The sequence below is a fragment of the Paraburkholderia sp. BR13444 genome, from assembly GCF_040948755.1.
Taxonomy (GTDB): domain Bacteria; phylum Pseudomonadota; class Gammaproteobacteria; order Burkholderiales; family Burkholderiaceae; genus Paraburkholderia; species Paraburkholderia youngii.
Genome location: NZ_JBFPKM010000003.1, coordinates 618,377 through 642,122, shown reverse-complemented (window position 1 = coordinate 642,122; position 23,746 = coordinate 618,377). Strand labels below are relative to the sequence as shown.

Sequence of the window (23,746 nt, the reverse complement as noted above, 5' to 3'; positions counted from 1 at the left end):
AGAAGATCTGCGGTAGGGGGAGGCGGCGTTGCACCGTCCGCTACTTAAATCAGATTGTCTGGAAGGTTTAGCAGCCCAGCATTTCCGCTCTCGATTCGCCGACACAGACTATCGATGAGCGGCATTTGACGCTGCATCCAAACTTCGGCCAGTGCGAGTTTGCGAATCCGCGTCTGGTCGTCAACGAAGCGCGTCGTTCGACCGTCTGTTACGATGGCCGCAATTTCCGCCCACATCCATCCGAGATAAAGCACCCCGACAGCGGTCATCAGATCGTATGCCCCTGCCTCGAGCGCCCCCATATTACGGGTGCTCATGTGTGTCAGGCGTTCCAACGATATTTCCAGGCGTTGCAACGCGGACTCGAGTGGCTGCACATAATCATCGAGCCTTTTATCTTGGGAATGTCGGGCAATAAATTCGGAAATCGCGGTCGCAAAATGGTTCCACATACGTCTGTCGTGGGCCATGATTTTTCGGCTCGCCAGATCGGACGCGTGAATACCATTCGCGCCTTCGTAAATCTGCGTGATTCGCGAATTACGGACCAATCGCTCGATTCCATAGTCTTTGACGTAACCGTGACCGCCGAAAACCTGCTGGCATGCGACAGTGGTCTCGAAACCTCGGTCGGTGAAAAACGCTTTCATCACCGGAGTAAGCAGATCAAGAATATCAGCCGCTTTCTGACGTGCTGCCCTGTCGCTCAAATATCGGGCTTCGGATTGCAGAACGGCGGCCTTCATTGCACCCGCACGTGCGCCCTCGGCAAATGCCGATGATTCGAGCAGTAAGCGTCGAACATCCGGATGTGCGATAAGCGGATCGGCAACCGTTTTCGTGTCACGAGAGCTGCTGGCCGCGCGTCCTGAACGACGTTCGCGCGCATATTCCACCGCATTCTGGCGCGCGATCTCCGCATGGCCGATACCCGATACGGCGGTACCGACACGAGCGTAATTCATCAGGTGGAACATTGGCGCCATGTTGGCCGTCGTTCCCTGACCTTCGGCGCTCTCAATGCGGTAGCCAACGGCGTTTTCGAAATCCAGCGCACAGGTGGCACTCGCTTCGATACCCATCTTGTGCTCGATTGAACGCACGTGCACCCCATTGCGATCACCTAGTACGCCCGTCTGCGGATCGATATTCTGCTTCGATACGAGAAACACGTTCACCGCGCTCAGGCTCTGAGGAACACGCCCCTCTTCGTCCACGGCTTTCGCGAGCACAATGTGGACAATGTTGTCCGTCAGATCATGATCGCCGCCAGAGATGAAAATCTTGTTGCCGGTAATGCGCCACGTTCCGTCTTCCTGAGGCACAGCGCGTGTCGTGATCTGACGCAGATCCGTACCGGCTTGTGGCTCCGTCATGCTCATGGTCGCCGTCCATTCGCCGCTCGCGAGTCTGGGCACCACGTGCGTCTTGACCCAGTCTGGAGCAAGTGTGCCCAGCATATACGCCGCAGGTGAGCAGAAACTTCCGTACATCGAAAATGAATGACCGGTTGCGGCACGCATTTCCGAAATCGGCACCGACATAACGGGCGGCAGGCCACCTCCACCGAGTTCGGATGCCAGGCTCAATGAATGCCAACCCGCTTCGCGGTACGCATCCCATGCGGCCTTGAATCCGGCCGGAGTCGAAACCTGGCCGTCGTGAAAATGCGCGCCTGCCTCATCCGCCTTCTGATCAAGCGGGTGCAGCACTTCTTCGTGAAAAGTGGCGGCTGCCTCGATAACGGCGGACGTGAAATCGGGTGTCAGATCCGTAAAACCAGGAAGATCGGTCCGGTCTTCGATCTTTAGGAAATCATGAAGAATGAAAAGCCAGTCCTGGGCCGGGGCTCGATAGTTCGCCATCGTTTAATCAGAAATTTTAATATCGGAAATACGAGCCGCATCGGCTCCCGCGAGTTCAACCAACAGATCAGCAGGTTTGAATACGTCACCGTGCTTTTCGAGTGCGGTGAGTCGGCGCACCAGTTCGGGCAGGCCGATCTGGTCCGCGTAGTACATCGGTCCGCCCTTCCAGTCGGGCCAACCGTAACCCAGTTGCCAGATCAGATCGATGTCGGACGCGCGATCAACGATGCCCTCTTCGAGAAGTTTCGCGCCCTCATTGATCATTGGGAGAATCAGGCGATCGTGCACTTCCTGATCGGAAATCGCGCGTCGTTCGATGCCTTCGACGCACGATGCTTCTTCGATCAAAGTCGTGACCTCCGGATCGATTAGCGGCCGCTTCTTGCCCGCTTCGTAGCGATAGAAACCACGGCCGGCGCGCAAGCCCGTGCGCCCCCGGTTATACAGTTCATCGAGTAGCCAGTCTTTCTGACCGCGACGCTGGCGCGATCGGTACATGAGTTCAATGCCGCCCGTCATGTCCTGGAGTTCAAACGTACCCATCGGAAGGCCGACCTCGCGCAGCACACGATCTACCTGTTCGGGGAGCGCACCCTCGAGCAGCAGACGCGATGCCTGACGCTCGCGCGCGATCATCAGACGGTTGCCAACAAAGCCGTCACATACGCCGACCGGGACGGCCGTCTTTTTGATTTGAGCCGAAAACTGGAGCGCGGCATCGAGCGTGTCAGCCGATGTCGTGTCTGTGTGGACGACCTCGACGAGCTTCATCACGTTGGCCGGATTGAAGAAATGCAGGCCAATTACCGATTGCGGACGCGTCGTCGCCACGGCAATCCGGTCGATGTCGAGCGTCGAGGTATTGGTCGCCAGAAGCGCCGAAGGCGATGCATATTGATCGATTTCGGCGAATAGTTTCTGCTTGACCTCCATGTCTTCGAACACGGCTTCGATTACGACATCAGCGCTCGCAATTGCCGATAGATCTCGATCCGCCGTCAACACCGAGAGTCGCGCGTCGCGCTCGTTTTCGGTCAGCCTTCCCCGCTCCACGTCACGGTTCAGTGATTCCGTGATACGGGTGACCGCGTTCTCAAGCGAGTCGTCCGACTGATCAATCAGTCGGACCGATAGTCCGGCATTGAGAAGGGCAGTCGCGATGCCGATCCCCATATTGCCGCTACCGATGACCGCGCCCCGCTCGAACAGCCGCGGCTGATCCGAAATCCGGCACTCGAGCGCGGTATACGCGGCTTTCGTATATTCGCGTGCGGCGTTCGCACGTACGGTCGTGAAAGCCGGGGCGGGTGGTCCATCCTGAGTCGGCATCGAATGCAGAATGACGTCATCGCCAATATTGAGGCTTCGAACATCCGCGTCGGTGACCACCGAATTGATGAGCAATCCTTCTTCCAGTTCGATGATTGCCGGTGCCAAAGGCTTGGGGCTGCGTTCAACGATTGAATAGGAATAGATGGTGCCGCGCCCAGACAATGAGTGCCATTTGGTTTTTTCACTGCCGCAGAATGGGCAGTGCGAACGCGGATAATAATGCAACGTATCGCAGTCTTGACAGTGTTTCGCCAGCAGCTGACCCAAACGCATTGCCTCCCAAAAGGGCTCGTCGTCCGGAAACAGAACAGGTGCCGGAGGCAAATTCCGCTTTTGCGCCATATGATTACTCCGCTTTCAGAATGAGGGTGCCCGCTGCGTGCGCGCTCGCCAGATTGCCGCCCGTGCCATGTGCGAGTACGAAATCGCGGTTTTTGACCTGGACCGCAGGATGCGCTTGACCCCGAGACTGGCGCACCGCCTCGAGAATCTTGGTCATGCCACCTTTATTGCCCGGATGGTTGTTGCACAGGCCCCCGCCATCGGTATTGAACGGGAGCTTGCCGACGCCCGAAATGAGATTGCCGTCCATTACGAACTTGCCACCGTCTCCCTTGGCGCAGAAACCGAGGTCTTCGAGCTGGATCAGCACCGTGATCGTGAAGCTGTCGTAGAGCGATGCATATCCGATATCCCGGGGTGTGATCCCGGCCTCGGCAAATGCGTTGGCCCCCGATCGAGCGCCCGCCGAAGTCAGTAGATCGATTCTCCCCGCGTCAGGATGCTTGACGGCGGCGCCAGTTCCAACAACCGCAACTTTCGGACGCTGCAGTTGGGCCGCAATTGCGGGATTCACTATCACGAGCGCGCCGCCCCCGTCGGTGACAACGCAACAATCGAGACGGTGCAGCGGATCGGCAACCATCGGTGAGCTGAGTACATCATCCACGGTCACAACTTCACGGTGCACCGCGTTTGGATTGTGCTGCGCGTGATGGGAAGCCGCGACCCTGACCCACGCCAGTTGCTTGCTCGTGGTACCGAATTCGTGCATATGGCGACGCGCAACCATCGCATAGCCGTACATCGGGGGAGGGGGCACCGCCGACTGGAAAGCCAGATTTGGCATCGTCGAGCGATCGACGCCCGCAAGCGCGGTACCCGTGCCCGACGAGAGCGGGCGATCTGCCATTGTCACAAGGGCGACATTGCAGTGACCGGCGCGGATCGCTTCAACCGCGTGCGCCACGTGCAAAAGATACGCTGAACCCCCGCTCTCGGTGGTATCGATGTGCCGCAGATTACGCAGGCCGATGTATTCAGCCATGGTGAGACCTCCAAGACCCGGAGCGTCCGCACCACAGAAATAACCATCGACATCATCGAGAGTCAGGCCCGCATCCTTCAGCGCGCCTAGCGCAACCTGCGCATGAAGCTGTGCCGTCGAGATCCCGTCAGCACGACGCACGGGATGCTCATAGATACCAGCAATGTACGCACCACCTTTACTACCCATGGGGAGGCTCCTTGGATCCGGTCATTATTAGTAAGGTTACTTTATATAGTACGATTCTCCATCAAAGCCGGACTCCATGATAGCAAGGGTTTGTACCGAATTCACGGCTATCTATAGGTAATATAGGCTTATGATTGATCCATCCACGACTAACGCGGTCTCACTCTATGTCAAACACTGAAACCCTGATACAGGTCGAACGCGAAGGCGATGTCGCGCTCGTGAAGCTCAACCGCGCGACGAAGCGCAATGCGATCAACGATGCATTGCTCGATGAACTGAATATGATCTTCGTATCCGGTCTCGAAGGCGCACGCGCTGTGATCCTTCACGGCGAAGGTGAGCATTTCTGTGCCGGCCTCGACCTCTTCGAACTGATGGCGAATCGAAGTTCCGACGTGATTGTGAGCCAGCGCCGTTCGCGTCGATGGTATCGAACGTTCGACCTGATGCAGTTCGGTGAAATTCCGGTTATCAGTGTGCTCAAGGGCGGCGTGATCGGCGGAGGCTTCGAACTCGCGGCTGCCACGCATGTGCGCGTCGCAGAAAAATCGACATTCTTCCAGTTGCCCGAAGGGCAACGCGGCATTTTCCTCGGTGGCGGCGGATCGGTTCGCATTCCTCGTCTGATCGGCGCATCCCGCGTCACCGAAATGATGCTCACGGGTAGCACGTTCGACGCTTTGGCGGCCGAGCGCATGGGTGTCGCGCACTATGTGACGGAAGATGGCGCAGGTCTTGGCAAGGCGCGCGAACTCGCGTCCAGAATCGTGGCCAATGCAGCGGCCACGAATTACGCGATTATCAACGGTATCACCCGCATTTCGGAAATGCCGCTTGGCGAGGGCCTGTTTGCCGAAACGATGGTCACGACGATGACACGAGCCGCCAACACCGGTGCCGACAAGCGCATCACCGATTTCTTCAACGAACGTCGCAATCAAACCCAAGATTGATTCACAAGGAGACATCATGCCTTCTAAAGCGGACAATGATTTGTTGACCCGCATATGCGGCGACGCTCCGATGGGAAAAATGTTGCGCCAGCATTGGTGGATGCCGGTGGCGCTATCCGACAAACTCGAAGCGGACGGCAAGCCCGTACGTATTCGCCTGTTTGGTGAAAACTATGTCGCGTTTCGCGACACTGACGGCAAGATCGGTTTTTTTGACGAGGCGTGCCCGCATCGGGGCGCGTCGCTGGCACTTGGCCGCAATGAGGAAAATGGCTTGCGCTGCATTTTCCACGGTTGGAAATTCAACGCCGAAGGCGTGACCGTTGCGGTGCCGACTCAACCCAACAACGAAGCCGAGTATTGCAAGCACGTGCCGCTCAGGCACTACCCGGTGCGCGAAGAAGGCGGCATGGTCTGGGCATGGCTCGGTCAGGGAGACCAGGCCCCGGCGTTCCCCGAATTGCCGTGTGTCGGGCTCCCGCGCGAAAACTTCGTGGTCTTCCGTCAAAAAGTGAATGCCAACTGGCTACAGGGCGTCGAGACGACCATGGATTCCGCGCACCTGGGTGTCCTGCACCAGGAGTGGCTCAAGGGGTTCGGTGATATTGAGCTTTCATCCGCGAATATGGCTCCGGTTTATCACATCGTGCAGAAACCGTTTGGCTTTCGCTACGCGGCGGTCCGCGCGCTGAAAGAAAACCGTTCGTATGTGCGCGTCAACTCTTTCGTCATGCCGTGGTATGGCGTTATCTCTGGGAATAATTCGGGGATCAGGGGCGGTTCGATGTTTTTCTCCGTGCCGATCGATGACGAAAATATCTGGTACTACCAGCTCACGTATCGCACGGACGGTAAGCTGGTCTTGAATCCGACGCTCGTATTCGACGACGCCGATTCGTGGCCACCGCTGCCTCCGGGACCGGCTGAGGACAACTGGGGTCAAGATCGTGAGGCCATGAAGAACGGTCACTTTACGGGCTTCACGCAGATGCTGGGAACCGAGGATTTCGCGGTCATCATGAGCATGGGACCGATTTCGGACCGGACGAAGGAATATCTGGGTGCCGGTGACGGTGCTGTCCTGGCGGTTCGTCGTTGCCTCATGAATTCCGTCAAGGAGTTCATGAACGGCGATACCCCGAAGCTCGCACGTCACGCAGAGATCGACTACAAGAGCGCAGCCCCGGCGTCGGGTACGTTCGAAGACGAAGCCGGGTGGCGTGCGCTGCTCTGAAATAGATTCGAAATTTATGCACATATAGCTCGGTGATGAAAATTGCCGGGTATTTTTGTCATGTGCTGTTCAAGACTCACCTTTTTGGCTATGACGACTGATCTGAAAGACGCCCAGTTTCGCCACGTCCCGTTTTTGCCACGTGACATTGACCTCGAGCAGCGCAAAGACGGGACACTGATTCTCAGGAGCAGTATCGAACTCAAATCAGCGGTGCCGCATGTCCCGTTCCTGTTGCATCGGAGCGCCGATCGTCGGCCTGATCATCCGTGGCTGGTTCAACGACGCGGACCTGATAATGAATGGCAAGCACTGACCTACGGTCAAGGGCAATCGCAGATTCAGGCCGCGACTCAGTTTTTGCTCGATCTGAAGAAGCACGGTCAGACCGTGATGGTACTGAGCGAGAATTCGCCGGAGCATGGCGTTATCGAAATCGCGGCGATGCAAGCGCATATGCCATATTCGCCGATCACGACTGCATATTCCTTGCTGAGTGGAGATCACGAGAAGCTGAAGGCGATGGCCGCACTTCTCGAACCGGCTGTGATTTTCGTCCAGAGCGGCAAGCGTTATGAGCGGGCCGTCAAGGCAATCGATGATCAAGCACTCGTAATTTGCGTCGAAGATCCGATCGATGCACCTAATGTCGTGACCTGGGATCAGGTGATCGCGACCGAAGCAACGGATCAGGTACGCATTTCGATTGATTCGATCAAGCCGGATACGATTGCCAAGTATCAATTCACGTCAGGATCGACCGGGATTCCGAAGGCCGTGATTGTGACGCAGCGTATGCTCACGGTCTCGCTGATGATGACGGAACAGATGTTCGCGTGGGAGCCGGGCGCAATGCCGGAAACGGTGCTGCTCGAATGGCTTCCATGGTCGCACGTTGCCGGCGGTCACTCGATCTTCAACTGCGTGCTTGAGGAATGCGGCACGATGTACCTCGATGATGGCCGGCCGACACCGGCCGAATTCGCGAAGACGTTGCGCAATCTGCGCGAGGTCTCGCCGTCACGTTTCAGTGGCGTTCCTGTCGCATATGCGATGCTTGTCGATGCATTGCAAAAGGACCCGGAACTTGGATCCGCAATGTTCAGCAATATGCAGCGTATGACGTATTCGGGCTCCCGTCTGCCGGACGCGACGTATGAGGCTATGCAACGCGAAGCCATCAAGTACTCGGGCCGCAAGATTCCGTTCGTTTCGGCTTACGGTTCGACCGAGACCTCAGCCGCTGTGACGTACGTGCATTGGGCAACCGATCGCACGGGTATGATCGGACTTCCCCATCCGGGCGTCGAACTCAAGCTCGTACCGCTCGAGGATGGGACCCGCTATGAAATCCGGGTCCGTAGTGAAGCCGTGACCCCCGGCTATTTGAAAAACCCGGAGCTGACGGCGCAGGCATTCGATGATGAAGGCTTTTTTATCATGGGCGACGCGGCGACATTTGTCGATCCGGAGCATCCCGAAGAAGGGATGGTATTTGCGGGTCGGGTGGCAGAAGAATTCAAACTTATGTCCGGTATTTTCGTTCGCGTTTCGTGTCTCAAAGCTGATTGTGTCAGCGCGTGTGCCCCTCTCGTGCGCGACATGGTGATCACGGGCGCCGATCGTCCCTATGTAGGGGCACTCGCGTGGCTGAACATCGAAGCCTGCAATATGTATCTGAAACAGAGTGGCCTCGGGTTTTCCGATCTGGTAAAGAATCCGGATATCAGGCGCGCGCTCAGTTCCGCACTCCAGGCGCATAATGAGCGCAACCCCGGGTCCAGCATGAAGATGAAACGCCTATGGCTGCTGGAGCAGCCGGCGTCCATGGATCGGGGTGAGACTAACGATAAGGGTTACATCAATCAGCGGAAGGTCCTGGAATCGAGGGCAACCGAAGTCCAGGCGCTTTACGATGTCGTCGAGGCCCCGAATCTGATAGTGATAGAGGCTTAAACATCGATAAAGGCCTCTTGGTTGATCATACAAGAGTCCTTTATCAATAGGCCTCGCCAGCGTTTTCTCCCTGGTGTTTGCCTTTCGCACACTACTCGACGTGCTGTTCGAACTCGATCCGCGTAGCCTCGCTCAATACGCCCAGGTTGCATTCGTCAACAACAAAGGGCAACAACAATCTCGGCCTGAACATAAGCGACAGTGCGGCCACGCTGTTTGCTCCGTCTGTCACGACGGTCGGCGTGAACACCGGCATTCGCACGCTGTTCTGATCGCGCGTCGTAACTGATATTGGTTGAAGCAGTAACGAAGCCAGGCTTATCTGACGATAAGTCTGGCTTTCTTATTACTCGATGCGCAGCATAGGTGAACACCCCTACTCATCGATTGAATTTCGACTGATAGTATTCATAAGGTTACTTGTTTGTATCGGCTTACCCGACGCTTCCGTAACCTCGCATCACGATAGTGGAGTCGTCTCTGTAACCGAGACTCGGGCGAAACATTATTATCAGGCACAGTGATGAAATACGAAGGCAAACGATCGATTGAAGTTCCGGGCGTGACTCATGGGCAGACGCCCATTCCGATGGGTGCCAGAAAGGGTAACTTCATCTTTTCGTCAGGCATCGCGGGTAAAGATCCGCAGACGGATACGCTGCCTGAAGATGCGCAATCGCAGGCTAAATTCGCGTTCCAGAATATGCGGACGCTCGTCGAAGCAGGTGGCGGTACCGTCAACGATATTGTGCGTGTCACGGTATTTCTCAAAGACGGATCGCTTCGTCCGATCGTCAATCCACCTTGGCTTGAAATGTTTCCCGATCCTGAAGATCGTCCGGCGCGTCACGCCCAGATCGTGGATCTGCCGGGCGGCATGCAGATCCAGCTTGAAGTGATCGCAGTGCTCGGTGATTAGGTATTCAGAATTAAGTTCCAAGGAGGTGTGCTATGACGAAAGACGAGAACGAATTGTTGACCAGGGTCTCGGGCGACGCTCCGATGGGTCAAATGATTCGCCAGAACTGGTGGATTCCGGCGCTGCGTTCGGCGTCGCTCGTCGCTAGCGGAAGACCTGAGCGTGTGCGACTCTTCGGTCAGAATTTCGTAGCTTTCCGTGGTGATAATGGCAAGGTCGGCTTCTTTGACGAAGCTTGCCCGCACCGTGGTGCTTCGCTGGCACTCGCCCGCAACGAAGACAACGCGCTGCGTTGCATCTTCCACGGCTGGAAATTCAATTCCGAAGGCGTGACTGTCGCGGTGCCGACGCAGCCAAATAACGAAGCTGAGTATTGCAAACACGTGCCGCTCAGGCACTATCCGACTCAGGAAGCGGGTGGCATCGCGTGGGTATATCTCGGACAGGGCGAAGCCCCGAAATTCGCTGATTTGCCGTTCGTGGGCTTGCCCGCCGATCAGGTGGTGGTGCATCGTCAGCGCCTCGAATGCAACTGGCTGCAAGCGGTCGAGACTACGATGGACTCGGCGCACGTCGGTGTTCTTCACCAGTCGTGGCTCGAACACGAAATGACCAATGCCTCGGTCAACCAGGCTCCAGTCTACAAAATCAGACAGAAGGAATACGGCTTCCGTTACGCGGCTGTACGCGCACTCGGAGATGGAAGGTCATATGTGCGCACCAATTCGTTCGTCATGCCATGGTACGGCATGATTTCACCGCGTAAGGCCGGTGACACCACGCGCTCGCAGATGTTCTTCTCTGTACCTATTGATGACGAGAACACGTGGTATTGGCACATGACGTTCATCCTGGACAAGCCGGTTCCGCACGAAGATTACATCTTTCCCGCCGATCGCGACAACTGGCCTCCGGTTTCGTCGCGTTCGGCCGACGATCTCTGGGGCCAGGATCGCGAAGCGATGAAGAACGGTCACTTTTCTGGCTTCCCGCAAACGCTTGGTACCGAAGATTTCGCAATCCTTCTCAGTATGGGTACGCTCCAGGATCGCACCAAAGAATATCTCGGCGCCGGTGACGGTGCGGTGATGCAGGTCCGTCGCTGCCTGATGAATTCGTTAACCGAATTTTCGGCAGGTTCAGTGCCGAAACTGGCACAGCACGAAAAGATCGACTATAGGTCGGTCATGCCACTGGGCGGCGTCTACGAGAACGACCAGCAATGGCAAACAACGTTGTAATTTGAAATCTTTTCCCTACGAGTCATATCCAAAATGTCACTTATCATCGATTCGCATGCTCACGTCGTGATTCCAGGCGAAAGCTATAAATTCATGGCCGAACTCGCGTCTCACCGCGCAAATCCGCACGTCGGTGTGCCCAGGTTGAGCGATGACGCGGTGCGCAAAGCCGGTCAGACGATCATCGAGATCATGGATCGTGTCGGTACGGACATTCAGTTCCTGTCGCCGCGTCCGTACATGCAGATGCATTCGATCAAGCCCGCGAAGGTAACGGCGCTATGGACGAAGCACATGAACGATCTGGTTCACCAGACCGCCGAAATGTGGCCCACGCGTTTTCGCAAGGTAGCAGGTTTGCCGCAATACCGTAATGAGAGCCCGGTCAACTGCCTCGCAGAACTCGAATTCCGCGTAAAGGAGCAAGGTTTTATCGGTTGTCTGCTGAATCCGGATCCGACTGAAGGCGATGACACGCCGCCCCCGGGACTGGGGGATCCGTTTTGGTTCCCGCTGTATGAAAAGCTGTGCGAACTCGATATTCCTGCGCTGATCCACTCAGCCGGCAGTTGCCAGCCGCGCGAGTCGTACACACTGAAATTTATCAACGAAGAAAGTATCGCCATTCTGTCGCTGATGGAATCGGACGTGTTCGATCGTTTCCCGAACCTGAAGCTGATCGTCCCGCACGCCGGTGGCGCAATTCCGTACCAGATGGGCCGTTTCCGTGCATGGAACATCCGTCGCGGTGTGATGCCTTTCGAACAAAAGCTGCGTCAACTCCACTACGACACCACCAATTACGACAAGGATTCGCTCGAACTCCTGATCAAAAAGGTGGGTGCGGATCGGGTGCTGTTCGCCACCGAAAAGCCAGGCACCGGCAGCGCCGTCGATCCGGAAACGGGTCTGGACCTCGACGATCTGAAGCCGGTTATCGAATCGATGGCCATGCTCTCGCAAGAGGACAAGAACAACATCTTCCGCTGCAACTGCATGAAGCTGTATTCGCGTTTTCGTACCGGCGAAGAGTAATCGATCGGCAGAGAAACGCAGCGCGGGACATCGGTCCCGCGCTTTGTCGTAAGCAAATTCGGAATTGATTAAACATCATGGCCAAAATCGTTGCTGGCGTCGCGACTTCTCATACGCCCCTTCTGACGCTCGGTGCTGCACAATGGATTCATCGGGCAAATGTCGATTATGAAAACCCGGAGCTCAACACGTCCGATGGACGGTTGATGACGTATTCGCAGTTGCTGACTGAAGTAGGGCCGCGCTACGAGAACGAAGTGGATGTGCCGACGCTGGCCAAAAAGGAGCAGCAATGCAATGACGCGCTAGACAAGCTCGCGGCATTCGTTGCTCAGGTCAAGCCCGATGTCGCGATCATCATCGGTGACGATCAGGCAGAACTTTTCAACAGCGCCAATCAACCGGCGTTCGCGATCTACCACGGACAGACCGCATACACGATCGACAAGCTCCAGGAGCCGACCACGCCTGATTGGCTACGTACGGTGCGCAAAGGCTATATGCTCGATCAGGTCCATGGATTGCCTTGTGATCCCCAGATGGCGCTCACGTTGATCAAAGGACTGATCGATGAAGAGGTGGATGTCGCGGCTTCGGACCACGTGGAGGACCCACTGGACAAGGGTTTTGGTCATGCCTACGGCTTCGTGGTCAAACGTCTGTTTGCCGGTCTCCCGATTCCGATCGTACCGGTGCTGTTGAATACCTATTTCAGTCCGAACGTCCCATCCTCGCGTCGTTGCTACAACGTGGGCCGTGCAATTCGTCGTGTGGTCGAAGCGATCCCGGGCGACCAGCGCGTAATGGTCATCGCGAGCGGCGGTCTGAGCCACTTCGTGGTCGATGAACCGCTCGACCGTCAGATCATTGCGGCCTTCGAGAACAAGGACGCCGATTTTCTCCAGAGCATCCCGCGAGGCGCACTCAATTCCGGTTCCTCGGAAATTCTGAACTGGGTAACGGCGGCGGGCGCGCTCGAGCACCTGAATGTGCAGAGTGCCGAGTATTTCCCGCTTAGGCGAACTCCCGCAGGTACCGGCGTCGGCGCAGGGTTTGTTACCTGGGCGTAAAGGGCAGCAAATAAAAGAATGAACTAATCGATATAAATGCTCAGATTCTGAGCGTAACAGGAGACTGAAGATGTCCACCGCAGAGGCAACCCGGATTTCGACCCGGAGTCGAAGTTACGAGCGATGGTTGTTGTTTTTGCTCGTTCTAATCTATGCATCCAGTATGACGGATCGCATTCTGGTCGCAATCGTCGGTCCGGTGCTCAAACGTGAAATGGGGCTTTCAGATTTCCAGCTGGGTTTGCTCAGCGGTCTCGCGTTCTCGATTTTCTACGCGACGCTCGGTATTCCAATTGGGCGACTGGCTGAACGTTATAACCGCAAGTTGATGATCTCGGTTTCGATTGTTGCCTGGTCTCTGATGACGATGCTTTGCGGTACCGCAGGTAGCTTCGCTTCGATGATGGTCTACCGTCTTGGCGTCGGTATCGGTGAAGCGGGCTCGACCCCGACTTCGCACTCGCTGCTGTCGGATCAGTTTCCACCGTCCAAGCGTGCAACCGTTTACGGTATCTACGCACTGGGACCGGCAGTTGGCGTTTTCATTGGCGCATTCGGCGGTGGTACGATTGCCCACCTTTATGGTTGGCGCATGGCGTTCTACGCGTTCGGTTTCCCGGGTATCATCCTGGGCCTGATTGCTTATTTCACGCTGCGTGAACCGAAGCGTGGCAACTTCGACTCCATCGAGTCCAAGCATGTTCCGGCGCTCAAGGAAGTCCTTGCCGCGTTCGTGCGTGAAAAGCCGTTCTGGCAAATGTCTCTCGGTATCGTGACGACCTCAATTTCGATTTACGGCACGTTCATGTTCCAATCGATCTATATGGGTCGCACGTTTGGCCTGAATATGCAACAGGCGGGATTGACGCTTGCGATCGTCAATGGCGTTGGGGCATTCGTCGGCGGCTTGATCGGTGGCTATGGTTCGGACTGGATGGCGAAACGTGACCGTCGTTGGTACGGCTGGATTCCGGCGGTCGGATCGCTTTTGGGTATTCCGTTCACGATCATTTCATTTACGTCGATGAACTTCGCGGTCTCCACCGTCGCAATGTTCTTGATGGCGACTTCGCTGAACGTGTGGAACGGTCCTTCGTTTTCGGTCATTCACAGCCGACTCGAACCGCGTATGCGCGCCACGGCTTCGGCACTTGTGTTCCTGCTGATGAACCTTGTCGGCCAAGGTCTGGGCCCGGCATGGGTGGGCTGGATGAGCGACAGGTTCGCAGCGAACATCTTTACCGGTAGCGGCGATTATGCGGCGGCCTGCAAGGCTCCGATCGCTGACGCAGTGGCCGCATCGTGCCACGTGGCGGGTACACAAGGTCTGCGCTATGCAATGATTGCCCCGATCATCATGGTCGCGATCGCAACGTGGTCGTTCTTTGCTGCGGCGAGGAGTATCGGGCGCTCGAAGTGATTTGGATCCGGGTAACAAGAACCCCGCTTCGGCGGCAATGCCGTTCAGTTAATGTCTTCTCTACTGTACCGTACGGACTAACGCGAAGGGCGGGATTTGATGACCCGGTCGCATGCGCGCCCGGGTCGTTTTTCGTGTTTTCCACAAGATCCCGCAGACCGAGCTTGTAACGCAAGTACCAGCGGACACACACGATGATCACCTCGCGGTCGAAGTGACGACCTGCGAACAATTCCTCCGGGCTTTTCGGCTTGCTCATGGTCGGCTCTCTATTTGTTCAGTCCGACACGCTAACCGATTAGCCGGAGCTATTTGCATCAGAGCCCGAACCGCAGCCGGAGCGAGAGGAGAACAAAGGATGACGAAGGAGAACATTCAGGCCATCGCCGCGCGTCTGCGCGAAGCGGAACGTACCCGCGAAGCGATCGATCCGGTGCGCCGCGAGGGCGCACTGGGCGGGAATCCGCTGGGCGGCATACCGCTGGACGACATGGCGACCGCCTACGCGGTGCAGCAGGCCAACGTCGATGCACGCGTGGAGGCAGGCGAGCGCATCGTCGGCCGCAAGATCGGCCTGACCTCGCTGCCGGTGCAGAAACAGCTCGGCGTGGACCGGCCCGATTTCGGCGCGCTGTTTGCCAGCATGGCCTACGGCGACCACCAGCCGATTCAACTGGCCGGTCTGATCCTGCCGAAGGTCGAAGCCGAGATCGCACTCGTGCTCAGGCGGGACCTGACGTGCGACAGGCACACCTATGCAGATCTGATCAACGCCACCGATTACGCGCTGGCCGGGATCGAAGTGGTGGACAGCCGCATCCGTGGCTGGGATATCCGTTTCGTCGATACCGTGGCCGATAACGCATCGAGCGCGGCCTTCGTGGTCGGCAGCCGCCCGGTACCGCTCGCGGACCTCGATCTGTTCAAGGCCGCCATGACGCTCGAACGCGACGGCGAAGTGCTGTCGCAGGGCAGCGGCGCGGCCTGCCTTGGCAATCCGCTCAATGCCGCGATCTGGCTGGCCGACCGCATGGTGCAGCTCGGTACGCCGCTGCGCGCCGGCGATGTGGTGCTGACGGGCGCGCTGGGACCGATGGTCGCGGTCACGCAGCCCGGTACCTATACGGCGCAGATCGAAGGCCTCGGCAGCGTGCGCGCGACCTTCGCATAACAGGTCATTGCTCAGGTCTCGTCAACCAATTCTTCAGGATTCTGGAAAACACATGGCTTCGGCAAAACTCAAGGCCGCGATCATCGGGTCCGGCAATATCGGCACCGATCTCATGATCAAGATCATGCGGCACGGCAAGCATCTGGAAATGGGCGCGATGGTCGGCATCGACCAGAACTCGGACGGCCTCGCACGCGCCGCGCGTCTGAATGTGGCGACCACGTACGAGGGCGTGCGGGCTCTGGTGAACCTGCCGATGTTCAAGGACATCGACGTGGTGTTCGACGCCACCTCGGCAGGAGCGCACGTGAAAAACGACGCCTTCCTGCGCCAGCACAAGCCCGGCATCCGCGTGATCGACTTGACGCCGGCGGCCGTCGGCCCGTATTGCGTGCCGGTGGTGAACCTCGAAGCGCACCTGGCAGCGCCGAACGTCAACATGGTGACCTGCGGCGGCCAGGCCACGATCCCGATGGTGGCGGCCGTATCGCGCGTGGCCAAGGTGCACTACGCCGAGATCGTCGCCTCGATCAGCAGCAAGTCGGCCGGCCCGGGTACGCGCGCCAATATCGACGAATTTACCGAAACGACCTCGAAGGCGATCGAAGTGGTCGGCGGTGCCACCAAGGGCAAGGCCATCATCATCCTGAACCCGGCCGAGCCGCCGGTGATGATGCGCGACACGGTGTATGTGCTGTCCGAAGCGACCAGTCAGGCCGAAGTCGAAGCCTCGGTCGAGCAGATGGCCAAAGCCGTCAATGCCTATGTGCCTGGCTACCGCCTCAAGCAGAAGGTGCAGTTCGACGTGATCCCCGAGAGCGCGCCGCTCGCTATCCCGGGCCTCGGCAAGTTCAGCGGTCTCAAGACCTCGATCTTTCTCGAAGTGGAAGGCGCGGCGCACTACCTGCCAGCCTATGCCGGCAACCTCGACATCATGACCTCGGCGGCGCTGGCAACGGCGGAGCGCATTGCGGCTTCGGCAGCGGCGGCATAAAAAACTATTTACCATGAGCAAGAAACTCTATATCTCCGACGTGACGCTGCGCGACGGCAGCCATGCGATCCGCCACCAGTACTCGATCCAGAACGTGCAGGACATCGCCCGCGCGCTGGACAAAGCCAGGGTCGATTCGATCGAAGTCGCGCACGGCGACGGCCTGCAGGGCTCGAGCTTCAACTACGGCTTCGGCGCGCACAGCGACCTCGAATGGATCGAGGCGGTGTCCGACGTCGTGACGCACTCGCAGATCGCCACACTGCTTCTGCCGGGTATCGGCACCATCCATGACCTGAAGGCGGCATACAACGCCGGTGCGCGCATCGTGCGCGTGGCCACGCACTGTACCGAGGCCGACATCTCGAAGCAGCATATCGAGTATGCGCGCGAACTCGGCATGGATACCGTGGGCTTCCTGATGATGAGCCATATGACCTCGCCGGAGAATCTGGCGCAGGAAGCGAAGAAGATGGAAAGCTACGGCGCGACCACGATCTACGTGGTGGATTCGGGCGGCGCGCTGAGCATGAACGATGTGCGCAGCCGTTTCCGCGCGCTGAAGGCGGTGCTGAAGCCGGAAACCAGCACCGGTATTCATGCGCACCACAACCTTAGCCTGGGCGTGGCGAACTCGATCGTCGCGGTCGAAGAGGGCTGCGACCGTATCGATGCATCGCTGGCAGGGATGGGCGCCGGCGCCGGCAATGCGCCGCTGGAAGTGTTCATCGCCGCGGCAGAGCGCATGAGCTGGAACCATGGCACCGATCTGTACACGCTGATGGATGCGGCCGACGATATCGTGCGGCCGCTGCAGGACCGCCCGGTGCGCGTGGACCGCGAGACGCTCGCGCTCGGCTATGCCGGAGTGTATTCGAGCTTCCTGCGTCACTCGGAAGTCGCCGCGAAGAAATACGACCTGCGCACTGTCGACATCCTGGTCGAACTGGGCAAACGCCGCATGGTCGGCGGGCAGGAAGACATGATCGTCGACGTCGCGCTCGATCTGCTCAAGCAGCAGAGCGCAGCAAAACCATCAGGCACGCATAGGACACGTTCACGACCCGAAACAAACTGAAGTACACCGAAGCCGACATCAGCCGTGTCGTGAGACCAACAAACAGGTTTAGTTGCCCGAACGCTGTCGACGTTGTGTCGATACAAAACAAAAAAACAAAAAACCCTGACAGATTTCGATCTGTCAGGGCTCATCGGGCACAGCAGGCGGTGCGAATCAGTCGCGCAGGAAGTCGATGATCAGACGGTTGAACTCTTCCGCGTGTTCCCATTGTGCCCAGTGGCCGCATTTCGGGAATACGTGCAGGCGTGCATCCTGCATCGTGTTGATCATGCGCAGACCGTGATCGATAGGGACGAAACGATCGTCACGGCCCCACGTGATGAGCGTCTTGTGCTTGATCTCGGGGAAGCGTGCTGACAGGTCCATCGATGTCGGGGGCATGATCTTGCCGCCTTCTGCCCAGTTTTTCAGGTGGTTCAGGTTCGACTGGATATTGTTCCAGCGGCCTTGACGCAGTTCCTCAGTAATACCAGCCGGGTTGTAGACGAAGACTTCGAGCATGGCCTCGAAGTTCTCGTACGAAGGCTGCGCGTAAAGACGCGACATACGCTTGATGCCTTCTGCTGGCTGCGGCTGGAAAAGGCTCGGACCTTGCGCACCCGGCCCCATCAGAATCATCTTGTCCAGGCGATCAGCGAAGTCGAGAGCGAATGCGATGGCCGTCGCACCGCCCATCGAGTTGCCGACCAGATTCGCCTTGTCGAGACCGAGGGCATCCATCACGCCCTTGATTGCACGCGCGTTCAGCACATTGCGCGGCGTGTCCGTCATTTTCAGTTCATCGGATTTGTTGAAGCCAGGCTGATCGAGCAGGATGACGCGGAAACCCGCTGCCGCCAGTGCTTCGATATTGCGGTAGTAATTGCTCCAGCCGCTCGCACCCGGACCGCCGCCGTGGAGCATGATGACCGCTGGGCCAGCGCCCATGTCGTTGTAGTGGAGCTTGAAATTCTCGAGGCGCGGTTCGTTGATCGTCACGAACTGGCTGGTACCTGCTTCGGTGAAGGACATTTGGTGTGCTCCAGAGATATCCGATTTAGAAATTTATGCCGGACGATTAGCGGGAATATTGCAACGGCGGCAGTGGCTCACCGAGCAGGAAACCGCCGAGCGTCCCTGCGTTATCGTCCGCGTTCTGCGTGATGTGATTTGCGGCCGCCATCACGTCGCGCATGATGCGCTGGATCGGCTGGTCGTTAAAAAGCCCTTTCGCCGCAGTTGCCGTGAACAGCAATTGCACCGCTTCCTGACAGTCACGACCGACGGATGCGACATCGAGCCTGTACAGCACCTGGTCTTCAATCGGGATCAGTTCACGACGTTGCACAATCTTTGTCGTTTCGATCATCATTTGGAGCAGACGGGCGCGCGCCGAGCGCACGAGCAGCACTGCGTTGGCCAGCCTGTCCTTGACGTAGGGGCTCGAGCTGACGGGCTTGCCGGTCGTGCCATTCCGCCGCGACTTCATCTGCTCGATGTAGTGATCGATTGCGCCCTGAGCCATACCGACTGTGACCGCCGATACCGAACCCGCAAAAATCTGCACGAACGGGAACAGGAACACGGAGCCACGAGGGTCCATCGAGTAATCGGAAATACTGTGTGTCCGATGTTCGGGAACGAAGACCTTCTCGACAAGCAGACTCTTGCTGCCGGTGCCGCAAAGACCCATGACATGCCAGTCATCGATGACCTGGTAGGCGGATCGTGGAAGCAGTAAGCTGAGTTTGTCGATGGGCTTGCCTTCATCGTCGCGCTCGAACGCGCCGAGAATCACCCATTCACCGTGATCGGTACCGCTCGAAGTCGGCCACTTACCGTCGATGATGTAGCCGCCCTCGACCTTTTTGACCGAACCGACGGGCGCATAGGATGACGCGACAATCACGTCATCCTTGGCCGACCATACGTCGTCACCGGCCTGCTGCGGAAAGAGCCCGAATTCCCACGGATGGACGCCCAGAATCATCATGTTCCAGGCGCTGGAGCAGCAGCCGCGGCCGAGTTCCATCAGCACCTTGAAGAACACAGCCGGATTCATTTCGTAGCCACCCCAGCGACGCGGCTGGAGGATACGGAAAAAACCTGCTTCAACGAATTTTTCGATGATGTCGGCGGGGACCGAACGTGCTGCCTCGACTTCGGCAGCACGCTCGCGCAGCCATGGAATCATGACGCGAGCACGCGCCACCAGTTCATCTTCTGTTGGAATCTGCGTCGCGACTTCTCTACTGTTCATAATATTTCCTTTTTTATGCAGTCATTCGATCAGCCGAATTTATGGCCCCAGTCGCTCAACCGCGGGTGCGTGGACACCTTCCAGGTTGCGTCGTCCACGACGATCCCGCCATGGCCGTATTCGACGGCGAATCCTGAAGGCGATTTGACATAGAACGAGAACGTGAGATCGTTAGGATGACGGCCCAGATGCATGAGCATCGGCAGACCGGCAGCGATGCAGCGATCGTATGCGAGCCCAACGTCGTTCATGTCCTGAACCTGGAGCATCAGGTGACCGAGACGTTTGTTGCCCGGCATCGTGCCCGTGGCGAGCGAATGATGACGCCCACCTGTCGTGTGCATGAATGTCACATCGACTTTGACGCCGGGCGCAAGTTCTGCGCGGATATAGTCGCTGAGCTTGAGGCCCAGGACCTTGCGATAGAAATCGACAGATTGATCGAGGTCTTTTGACCGGATCACGATGTGGCCGATTCCGAGCCTGCCGGTCTCGAAACGCCCGCGCATGACCTTCGAATGCCAGGCGTCGGTCATCGGAGCGATATGAGGCCCGGTGTAGAACGCGTGACGGAAGCCCGAAGGATCGTCGCAGTGGTAGAGCATTTCGACCCGGCGTTCCCCGCACAGTGCCGGACCTCCTCGCTCGACGGCCTGACCGATACTCCGAAGACGTTCGACGTAGGCTTCGAGTTTCTCCGGAGTCTCGAACTCCCAGCCCGCTTCGAAGATGTCTTCGTCGTCGCTTTTCTGAACGAGAATCCGCTGCACGTACTCGTCCATACGCAGCGTCAACGAATTACCGTCCGGCGCGGCCTTCACCTGGAGCCCGAGGATGTCGCTCGCAAACCTGGACCACGCTTCAAGGTCCTGTGCACCGACTACCACGTAGCCCAGATTCGATATTTCGGCACCCGCGTCGCTCATGTTGTGTCCTCAAGTGTTCCAAATTTCATGGCCGGTCCTCGACCAGGTTTCCGACCAGGGTCTCGACCAGAGTCTCAACAGATAATATCAACTTCATGTAGTATAACGACCAAGTACTTTCCCTTAAATATGTGGATTTAGCCGCTCATTGAGACGCATATCATAAGGGGGCATTAGCGTTACACGGGGACGCGACTGCGGCTACAATGACAGTCCACGAACGTTCTACTATTACGATCGAGGCGCAATCTTTTCCAAGGCCCGAAAAATGAGCACATCCATTCGAATTTTCTTCCTGATTCAACAATTAAACCGGCTGGTCGTCAGTCGCATCGACGAGACATTGAACGCCGAGAACATCACGGCCCGCCAATTCCTTCTTCTCGATCTGCTGTCCAACCATGAACCATGCTCCAGTGCAGAACTGGCGCGCCGTGCTCACATGACAGCCCAGGCTATGGGCGAGTCGGTGAAAGCGCTGGAACAGCGTGGGCTTCTGGAAAAAATGGCAAGCGAGAACGACGCGCGAGCACTCCGCATTCAACGCACACCACTCGGATGGGAGACGTTCATGCGTTGCAGCGAAGCCGTGAACAAAGCTGAAGAAGAATTCTTTTCGTGCCTGGCGTCGTCCGAAGTGGCGCGTCTGCGCGGGAGTCTCGCGTTAGTGCGCGAAATCGCGATTGACGCCCTCAAGAGCGCGGAAAATTGAACGACCACTGTTCGTCGTAAAAGCTGTATGGTCCACAAAGGAAAATCGACGACAACGAAAGATGAAATTGTCCATCGCCTTCGGCGGCTCGACTGCTGTGCAGTGTCAGACGCGCTCGACAAGCTCGGGCTTTCGGGCGTCGTGACCGGCGTCCCCCAGGCATCGGGATCGAAACGCATCGCAGGCCGCGTGATCACGATGAAGCTCGCGCCGGGTGAGCCGCCTCCGGGACCGCCGCGCCATCTGGGCACGACAGCCGTCGAATTCGGGGATCCCGATTCCGTGATCGTCATCGAGCAAACGAGCGGCGTGGACGCCGGGTGCTGGGGCGGCATACTATCGCTCGCAGCCAAGGTCAAGGGAATCGCCGGCGTCGTCGCCGATGGTCCGGTTCGCGATATCGACGAATCGCGCGAAATGGGATTCCCGGTCTTCACGCAGCAACTGACGTCGCGAACTGCACGCTCGCGCATCGTCGAAAAAGCGGTCAACGAACCGGTCACGGTTTTTGGTATCACGACGAATGCCGGCGACTATGTGATTGCGGACAGCAGCGCCGTGATCTTCATCAGCGCCGCCAATATTGCCAAGGTGGTCGAAACGGCCGAAATGATCGTCGGCAAGGAAGCGCTGATGGCCAAGGCAGTGTTGGCCGGCACTCCCGTTCACGAAGTGATGGCCAGCAACTACGAATTCATGCTCAAGGGTTGATCATGTCTGAAATCGAAGTCGACAAGAATGTCGAGCGCGCGGCAAAACTCGAAACCGCGACGCTGAGCGATGCACTCGATCGTCTGGGCCTCGTCGGCCAGTGTTACAAGATCAAACCGCGTGACCCGTCGTTTCGTATGGCCGGCCGTGCGTTCACCATACTCTACGGTCCGGCTGGTTCGCCCGCTGGTACGGTCGGTGATTTCATCGACGATGTGCCTTCGGGATCGGTCATCGTGCTCGACAACGGCGGTCGTGAAGATGCGACGGTATGGGGCGATATCCTGACCGAAATCGCGCATCGTCGCGGCATCGCGGGCACAGTGATCGACGGCATCAACCGCGACGTTCATCTATGCCTGTCGCTCGGCTATCCGGTGTTCTCCAAAGACAACTGGATGCGCACGGGCAAGGATCGCGTGCAGGTAGAGGGCACAAACGTACCGGTCACGATAGGAAATGTGCGTGTCGCGCCCGGCGATCTGCTGCGCGGTGACGCAGACGGCGTGATCTCGATTCCGAAGGAACACGAAGAACGCGTGCTTGCCGCAGCCGAAGAAATCGAAGCCGCCGAAAAATCGATTCGCGAAGCGGTCGCGACCGGCATGCGCCTCGATGACGCTCGCGCCCAGTTCAAGTATCACCAGTTACAGACGCGTCGCACCGGGGACCAGGTTTGAGCGAGCCCCGTTTCAATCCGAAGACGACCACCAGGCTCGATATCAGGCGTCCGAGCCCGGATCTTCTGGCGCAGGCCTCTGCTCTTCCTGCCGCGACGCTCCACGAAGCAGCCGGCAAGATCGGGGTCATGCCCCCCGCAATCAAACCCGTGGCTCCCGGATTCAGGATCTGCGGACCTGCGGTCACCGTTCACGCACCGGGCGGCGACAACCTGTGGCTGCATCGTGCGATCTATGCAGCCGACCCGGGAGACGTTCTGGTTGTGTCCGTGGGGGACGCCTATGAGTATGGCTACTGGGGCGAGGTCATGTCCACTGCGGCTCTTGCGCGCGGTCTCGGCGGCCTCGTGATCAATGGCTGTGTACGCGACCAGCGGTTGCTCGCAGAAATGGGATTCCCGGTCTATGCGCGTGGCCTGTGCATCCGGGGTACGGGCAAGGACTTCGGGGCCCGTGGCTGGATCAATGCGCCGACCCGCTTCGACGATGTCACGGTTGAAGCCGGTGATCTTATCGTCGCTGATGAAGACGGTGTGGTCGCGATTCCGGTAGCCCGTGTTGCTGAAGTGATTGCCGCTGCGCAAGCTCGTGAGGCCAAGGAAGCGGATCAGATGCGTCGCATCCGGGAAGGGGAATCCACGCTCGCCATTTTCGGCTGGGATCAGTGATCCCGTAACTGGAAAAA

21 protein-coding genes and 1 pseudogene are annotated in these 23,746 nt (G+C 57.8%); 15 read left to right on the top strand and 7 right to left on the bottom strand.

Features of this window, described 5'->3' with window-relative positions:
* Positions 1-44: 44 nt before the first annotated feature.
* Genes AB3X95_RS11970 through AB3X95_RS11960 form a run of 3 tightly spaced genes read right to left on the bottom strand, consistent with a single transcriptional unit; the run spans position 45 to position 4,716 of the window.
* Positions 45-1,865 carry an acyl-CoA dehydrogenase family protein gene (locus AB3X95_RS11970; RefSeq protein ID WP_368621414.1) on the bottom strand — a complete coding sequence of 607 codons (1,821 nt, stop codon included), beginning with the start codon at positions 1,863-1,865 and terminating at the stop codon, positions 45-47.
* Between the two features lie 3 nt (positions 1,866-1,868).
* On the bottom strand, positions 1,869-3,542 hold the full coding sequence (locus AB3X95_RS11965; protein WP_368621413.1) for a 3-hydroxyacyl-CoA dehydrogenase NAD-binding domain-containing protein: 1,674 nt from the start codon (positions 3,540-3,542) through the stop codon (positions 1,869-1,871).
* Between the two features lie 4 nt (positions 3,543-3,546).
* Complete coding sequence (locus AB3X95_RS11960) at positions 3,547-4,716, bottom strand: thiolase domain-containing protein (RefSeq protein ID WP_176121587.1); 1,170 nt, start codon at positions 4,714-4,716, stop codon at positions 3,547-3,549.
* Positions 4,717-4,883: 167 nt separating this feature from the next.
* On the opposite strand from AB3X95_RS11960, the gene AB3X95_RS11955 reads away from it, so the two are divergent.
* The 8 genes from AB3X95_RS11955 to AB3X95_RS11920 all read left to right on the top strand — a co-directional run bounded on the left by AB3X95_RS11955 (position 4,884) and on the right by AB3X95_RS11920 (position 14,547).
* Positions 4,884-5,672, top strand: a complete 789-nt coding sequence (locus tag AB3X95_RS11955) for a crotonase/enoyl-CoA hydratase family protein (protein WP_176111632.1) — start codon at positions 4,884-4,886, stop codon at positions 5,670-5,672.
* A 16-nt stretch (positions 5,673-5,688) separates the two neighbouring features.
* Positions 5,689-6,906, top strand: coding sequence for a Rieske 2Fe-2S domain-containing protein (locus tag AB3X95_RS11950; RefSeq protein WP_176365387.1), 1,218 nt, complete (start codon positions 5,689-5,691; stop codon positions 6,904-6,906).
* Positions 6,907-6,996: 90 nt separating this feature from the next.
* Positions 6,997-8,862: an AMP-binding protein gene (locus AB3X95_RS11945; RefSeq protein WP_368621412.1), complete on the top strand. Its 1,866-nt coding sequence runs from the start codon at positions 6,997-6,999 to the stop codon at positions 8,860-8,862.
* A 523-nt stretch (positions 8,863-9,385) separates the two neighbouring features.
* A complete protein-coding gene (locus AB3X95_RS11940) occupies positions 9,386-9,781 on the top strand; it encodes a RidA family protein (RefSeq protein ID WP_176111635.1) in 396 nt (131 codons plus the stop codon).
* A 32-nt stretch (positions 9,782-9,813) separates the two neighbouring features.
* Complete coding sequence (locus AB3X95_RS11935; protein WP_176365390.1) at positions 9,814-11,022, top strand: aromatic ring-hydroxylating dioxygenase subunit alpha; 1,209 nt, start codon at positions 9,814-9,816, stop codon at positions 11,020-11,022.
* A 33-nt stretch (positions 11,023-11,055) separates the two neighbouring features.
* The gene (locus tag AB3X95_RS11930; protein ID WP_176121593.1) at positions 11,056-12,057 is read left to right on the top strand and encodes an amidohydrolase family protein; all 1,002 of its coding nucleotides are present in this window, start codon (positions 11,056-11,058) and stop codon (positions 12,055-12,057) included.
* A gap of 77 nt (positions 12,058-12,134) precedes the next feature.
* Positions 12,135-13,127, top strand: a complete 993-nt coding sequence (locus AB3X95_RS11925; RefSeq protein ID WP_176365392.1) for an extradiol ring-cleavage dioxygenase — start codon at positions 12,135-12,137, stop codon at positions 13,125-13,127.
* Between the two features lie 70 nt (positions 13,128-13,197).
* The gene (locus AB3X95_RS11920; RefSeq protein ID WP_176121595.1) at positions 13,198-14,547 is read left to right on the top strand and encodes an MFS transporter; all 1,350 of its coding nucleotides are present in this window, start codon (positions 13,198-13,200) and stop codon (positions 14,545-14,547) included.
* A 139-nt stretch (positions 14,548-14,686) separates the two neighbouring features.
* On the opposite strand, the pseudogene AB3X95_RS11915 reads toward AB3X95_RS11920, so the two are convergent.
* Positions 14,687-14,806, bottom strand: a pseudogene (locus tag AB3X95_RS11915) (IS6 family transposase); the annotation flags it as partial.
* Between the two features lie 99 nt (positions 14,807-14,905).
* Here AB3X95_RS11915 and AB3X95_RS11910 point away from each other — a divergent pair.
* From AB3X95_RS11910 to dmpG, 3 genes are read left to right on the top strand one after another with little or no spacing between them, the layout of a single operon-like run.
* A complete protein-coding gene (locus tag AB3X95_RS11910; protein WP_368621411.1) occupies positions 14,906-15,718 on the top strand; it encodes a 2-keto-4-pentenoate hydratase in 813 nt (270 codons plus the stop codon).
* Positions 15,719-15,770: 52 nt separating this feature from the next.
* Positions 15,771-16,712: an acetaldehyde dehydrogenase (acetylating) gene (locus AB3X95_RS11905; protein ID WP_176121597.1), complete on the top strand. Its 942-nt coding sequence runs from the start codon at positions 15,771-15,773 to the stop codon at positions 16,710-16,712.
* Positions 16,713-16,725: 13 nt separating this feature from the next.
* Complete coding sequence (gene dmpG, locus AB3X95_RS11900) at positions 16,726-17,790, top strand: 4-hydroxy-2-oxovalerate aldolase (protein ID WP_368621410.1); 1,065 nt, start codon at positions 16,726-16,728, stop codon at positions 17,788-17,790.
* A 156-nt stretch (positions 17,791-17,946) separates the two neighbouring features.
* Here the strand turns inward: dmpG and AB3X95_RS11895 are convergent, their stop codons facing one another.
* From AB3X95_RS11895 to AB3X95_RS11885, 3 genes are read right to left on the bottom strand one after another with little or no spacing between them, the layout of a single operon-like run.
* Positions 17,947-18,804 (bottom strand): alpha/beta fold hydrolase, encoded by an 858-nt coding sequence (locus tag AB3X95_RS11895; protein WP_368621409.1) that lies wholly within the window; start codon positions 18,802-18,804, stop codon positions 17,947-17,949.
* 46 nt (positions 18,805-18,850) lie between these two features.
* The gene (locus AB3X95_RS11890; protein ID WP_176365398.1) at positions 18,851-20,032 is read right to left on the bottom strand and encodes an acyl-CoA dehydrogenase family protein; all 1,182 of its coding nucleotides are present in this window, start codon (positions 20,030-20,032) and stop codon (positions 18,851-18,853) included.
* 29 nt (positions 20,033-20,061) lie between these two features.
* Positions 20,062-20,958 (bottom strand): VOC family protein, encoded by an 897-nt coding sequence (locus tag AB3X95_RS11885; protein WP_184226965.1) that lies wholly within the window; start codon positions 20,956-20,958, stop codon positions 20,062-20,064.
* A 268-nt stretch (positions 20,959-21,226) separates the two neighbouring features.
* Between AB3X95_RS11885 and AB3X95_RS11880 the strand changes: the two genes are divergently transcribed.
* Genes AB3X95_RS11880 through AB3X95_RS11865 form a run of 4 tightly spaced genes read left to right on the top strand, consistent with a single transcriptional unit; the run spans position 21,227 to position 23,729 of the window.
* Positions 21,227-21,670 carry a MarR family winged helix-turn-helix transcriptional regulator gene (locus AB3X95_RS11880; RefSeq protein WP_176111646.1) on the top strand — a complete coding sequence of 148 codons (444 nt, stop codon included), beginning with the start codon at positions 21,227-21,229 and terminating at the stop codon, positions 21,668-21,670.
* 27 nt (positions 21,671-21,697) lie between these two features.
* Entirely contained in the window at positions 21,698-22,381 is a 684-nt protein-coding gene (locus tag AB3X95_RS11875) for an RraA family protein (RefSeq protein WP_176121602.1), read from the top strand.
* 2 nt (positions 22,382-22,383) lie between these two features.
* A complete protein-coding gene (locus AB3X95_RS11870) occupies positions 22,384-23,061 on the top strand; it encodes an RraA family protein (protein ID WP_176121603.1) in 678 nt (225 codons plus the stop codon).
* Positions 23,058-23,729 (top strand): 4-carboxy-4-hydroxy-2-oxoadipate aldolase/oxaloacetate decarboxylase, encoded by a 672-nt coding sequence (locus AB3X95_RS11865; protein WP_368621408.1) that lies wholly within the window; start codon positions 23,058-23,060, stop codon positions 23,727-23,729. Before AB3X95_RS11870 ends, AB3X95_RS11865 begins: the two co-directional genes overlap by 4 nt.
* Positions 23,730-23,746: the final 17 nt, after the last annotated feature.

Excerpts from the sequence above, each read along its gene's own strand:
- AB3X95_RS11875 (WP_176121602.1), top strand. The coding sequence starts at position 21,698 with ATGGTCCACAAAGGAAAATCGACGACAACGAAAGATGAAATTGTCCAT.
- AB3X95_RS11965 (WP_368621413.1), bottom strand. The coding sequence starts at position 3,542 with ATGGCGCAAAAGCGGAATTTGCCTCCGGCACCTGTTCTGTTTCCGGAC.
- AB3X95_RS11950 (WP_176365387.1), top strand. The coding sequence starts at position 5,689 with ATGCCTTCTAAAGCGGACAATGATTTGTTGACCCGCATATGCGGCGAC.
- AB3X95_RS11970 (WP_368621414.1), bottom strand. The coding sequence starts at position 1,865 with ATGGCGAACTATCGAGCCCCGGCCCAGGACTGGCTTTTCATTCTTCAT.
- AB3X95_RS11925 (WP_176365392.1), top strand. The coding sequence starts at position 12,135 with ATGGCCAAAATCGTTGCTGGCGTCGCGACTTCTCATACGCCCCTTCTG.
- AB3X95_RS11955 (WP_176111632.1), top strand. The coding sequence starts at position 4,884 with ATGTCAAACACTGAAACCCTGATACAGGTCGAACGCGAAGGCGATGTC.
- AB3X95_RS11870 (WP_176121603.1), top strand. The coding sequence starts at position 22,384 with ATGTCTGAAATCGAAGTCGACAAGAATGTCGAGCGCGCGGCAAAACTC.
- AB3X95_RS11945 (WP_368621412.1), top strand. The coding sequence starts at position 6,997 with ATGACGACTGATCTGAAAGACGCCCAGTTTCGCCACGTCCCGTTTTTG.
- AB3X95_RS11895 (WP_368621409.1), bottom strand. The coding sequence starts at position 18,804 with ATGTCCTTCACCGAAGCAGGTACCAGCCAGTTCGTGACGATCAACGAA.
- AB3X95_RS11930 (WP_176121593.1), top strand. The coding sequence starts at position 11,056 with ATGTCACTTATCATCGATTCGCATGCTCACGTCGTGATTCCAGGCGAA.
- AB3X95_RS11905 (WP_176121597.1), top strand. The coding sequence starts at position 15,771 with ATGGCTTCGGCAAAACTCAAGGCCGCGATCATCGGGTCCGGCAATATC.
- AB3X95_RS11910 (WP_368621411.1), top strand. The coding sequence starts at position 14,906 with ATGACGAAGGAGAACATTCAGGCCATCGCCGCGCGTCTGCGCGAAGCG.
- dmpG (WP_368621410.1), top strand. The coding sequence starts at position 16,726 with ATGAGCAAGAAACTCTATATCTCCGACGTGACGCTGCGCGACGGCAGC.
- AB3X95_RS11935 (WP_176365390.1), top strand. The coding sequence starts at position 9,814 with ATGACGAAAGACGAGAACGAATTGTTGACCAGGGTCTCGGGCGACGCT.
- AB3X95_RS11940 (WP_176111635.1), top strand. The coding sequence starts at position 9,386 with ATGAAATACGAAGGCAAACGATCGATTGAAGTTCCGGGCGTGACTCAT.
- AB3X95_RS11885 (WP_184226965.1), bottom strand. The coding sequence starts at position 20,958 with ATGAGCGACGCGGGTGCCGAAATATCGAATCTGGGCTACGTGGTAGTC.
- AB3X95_RS11960 (WP_176121587.1), bottom strand. The coding sequence starts at position 4,716 with ATGGGTAGTAAAGGTGGTGCGTACATTGCTGGTATCTATGAGCATCCC.
- AB3X95_RS11880 (WP_176111646.1), top strand. The coding sequence starts at position 21,227 with ATGAGCACATCCATTCGAATTTTCTTCCTGATTCAACAATTAAACCGG.
- AB3X95_RS11890 (WP_176365398.1), bottom strand. The coding sequence starts at position 20,032 with ATGAACAGTAGAGAAGTCGCGACGCAGATTCCAACAGAAGATGAACTG.
- AB3X95_RS11920 (WP_176121595.1), top strand. The coding sequence starts at position 13,198 with ATGTCCACCGCAGAGGCAACCCGGATTTCGACCCGGAGTCGAAGTTAC.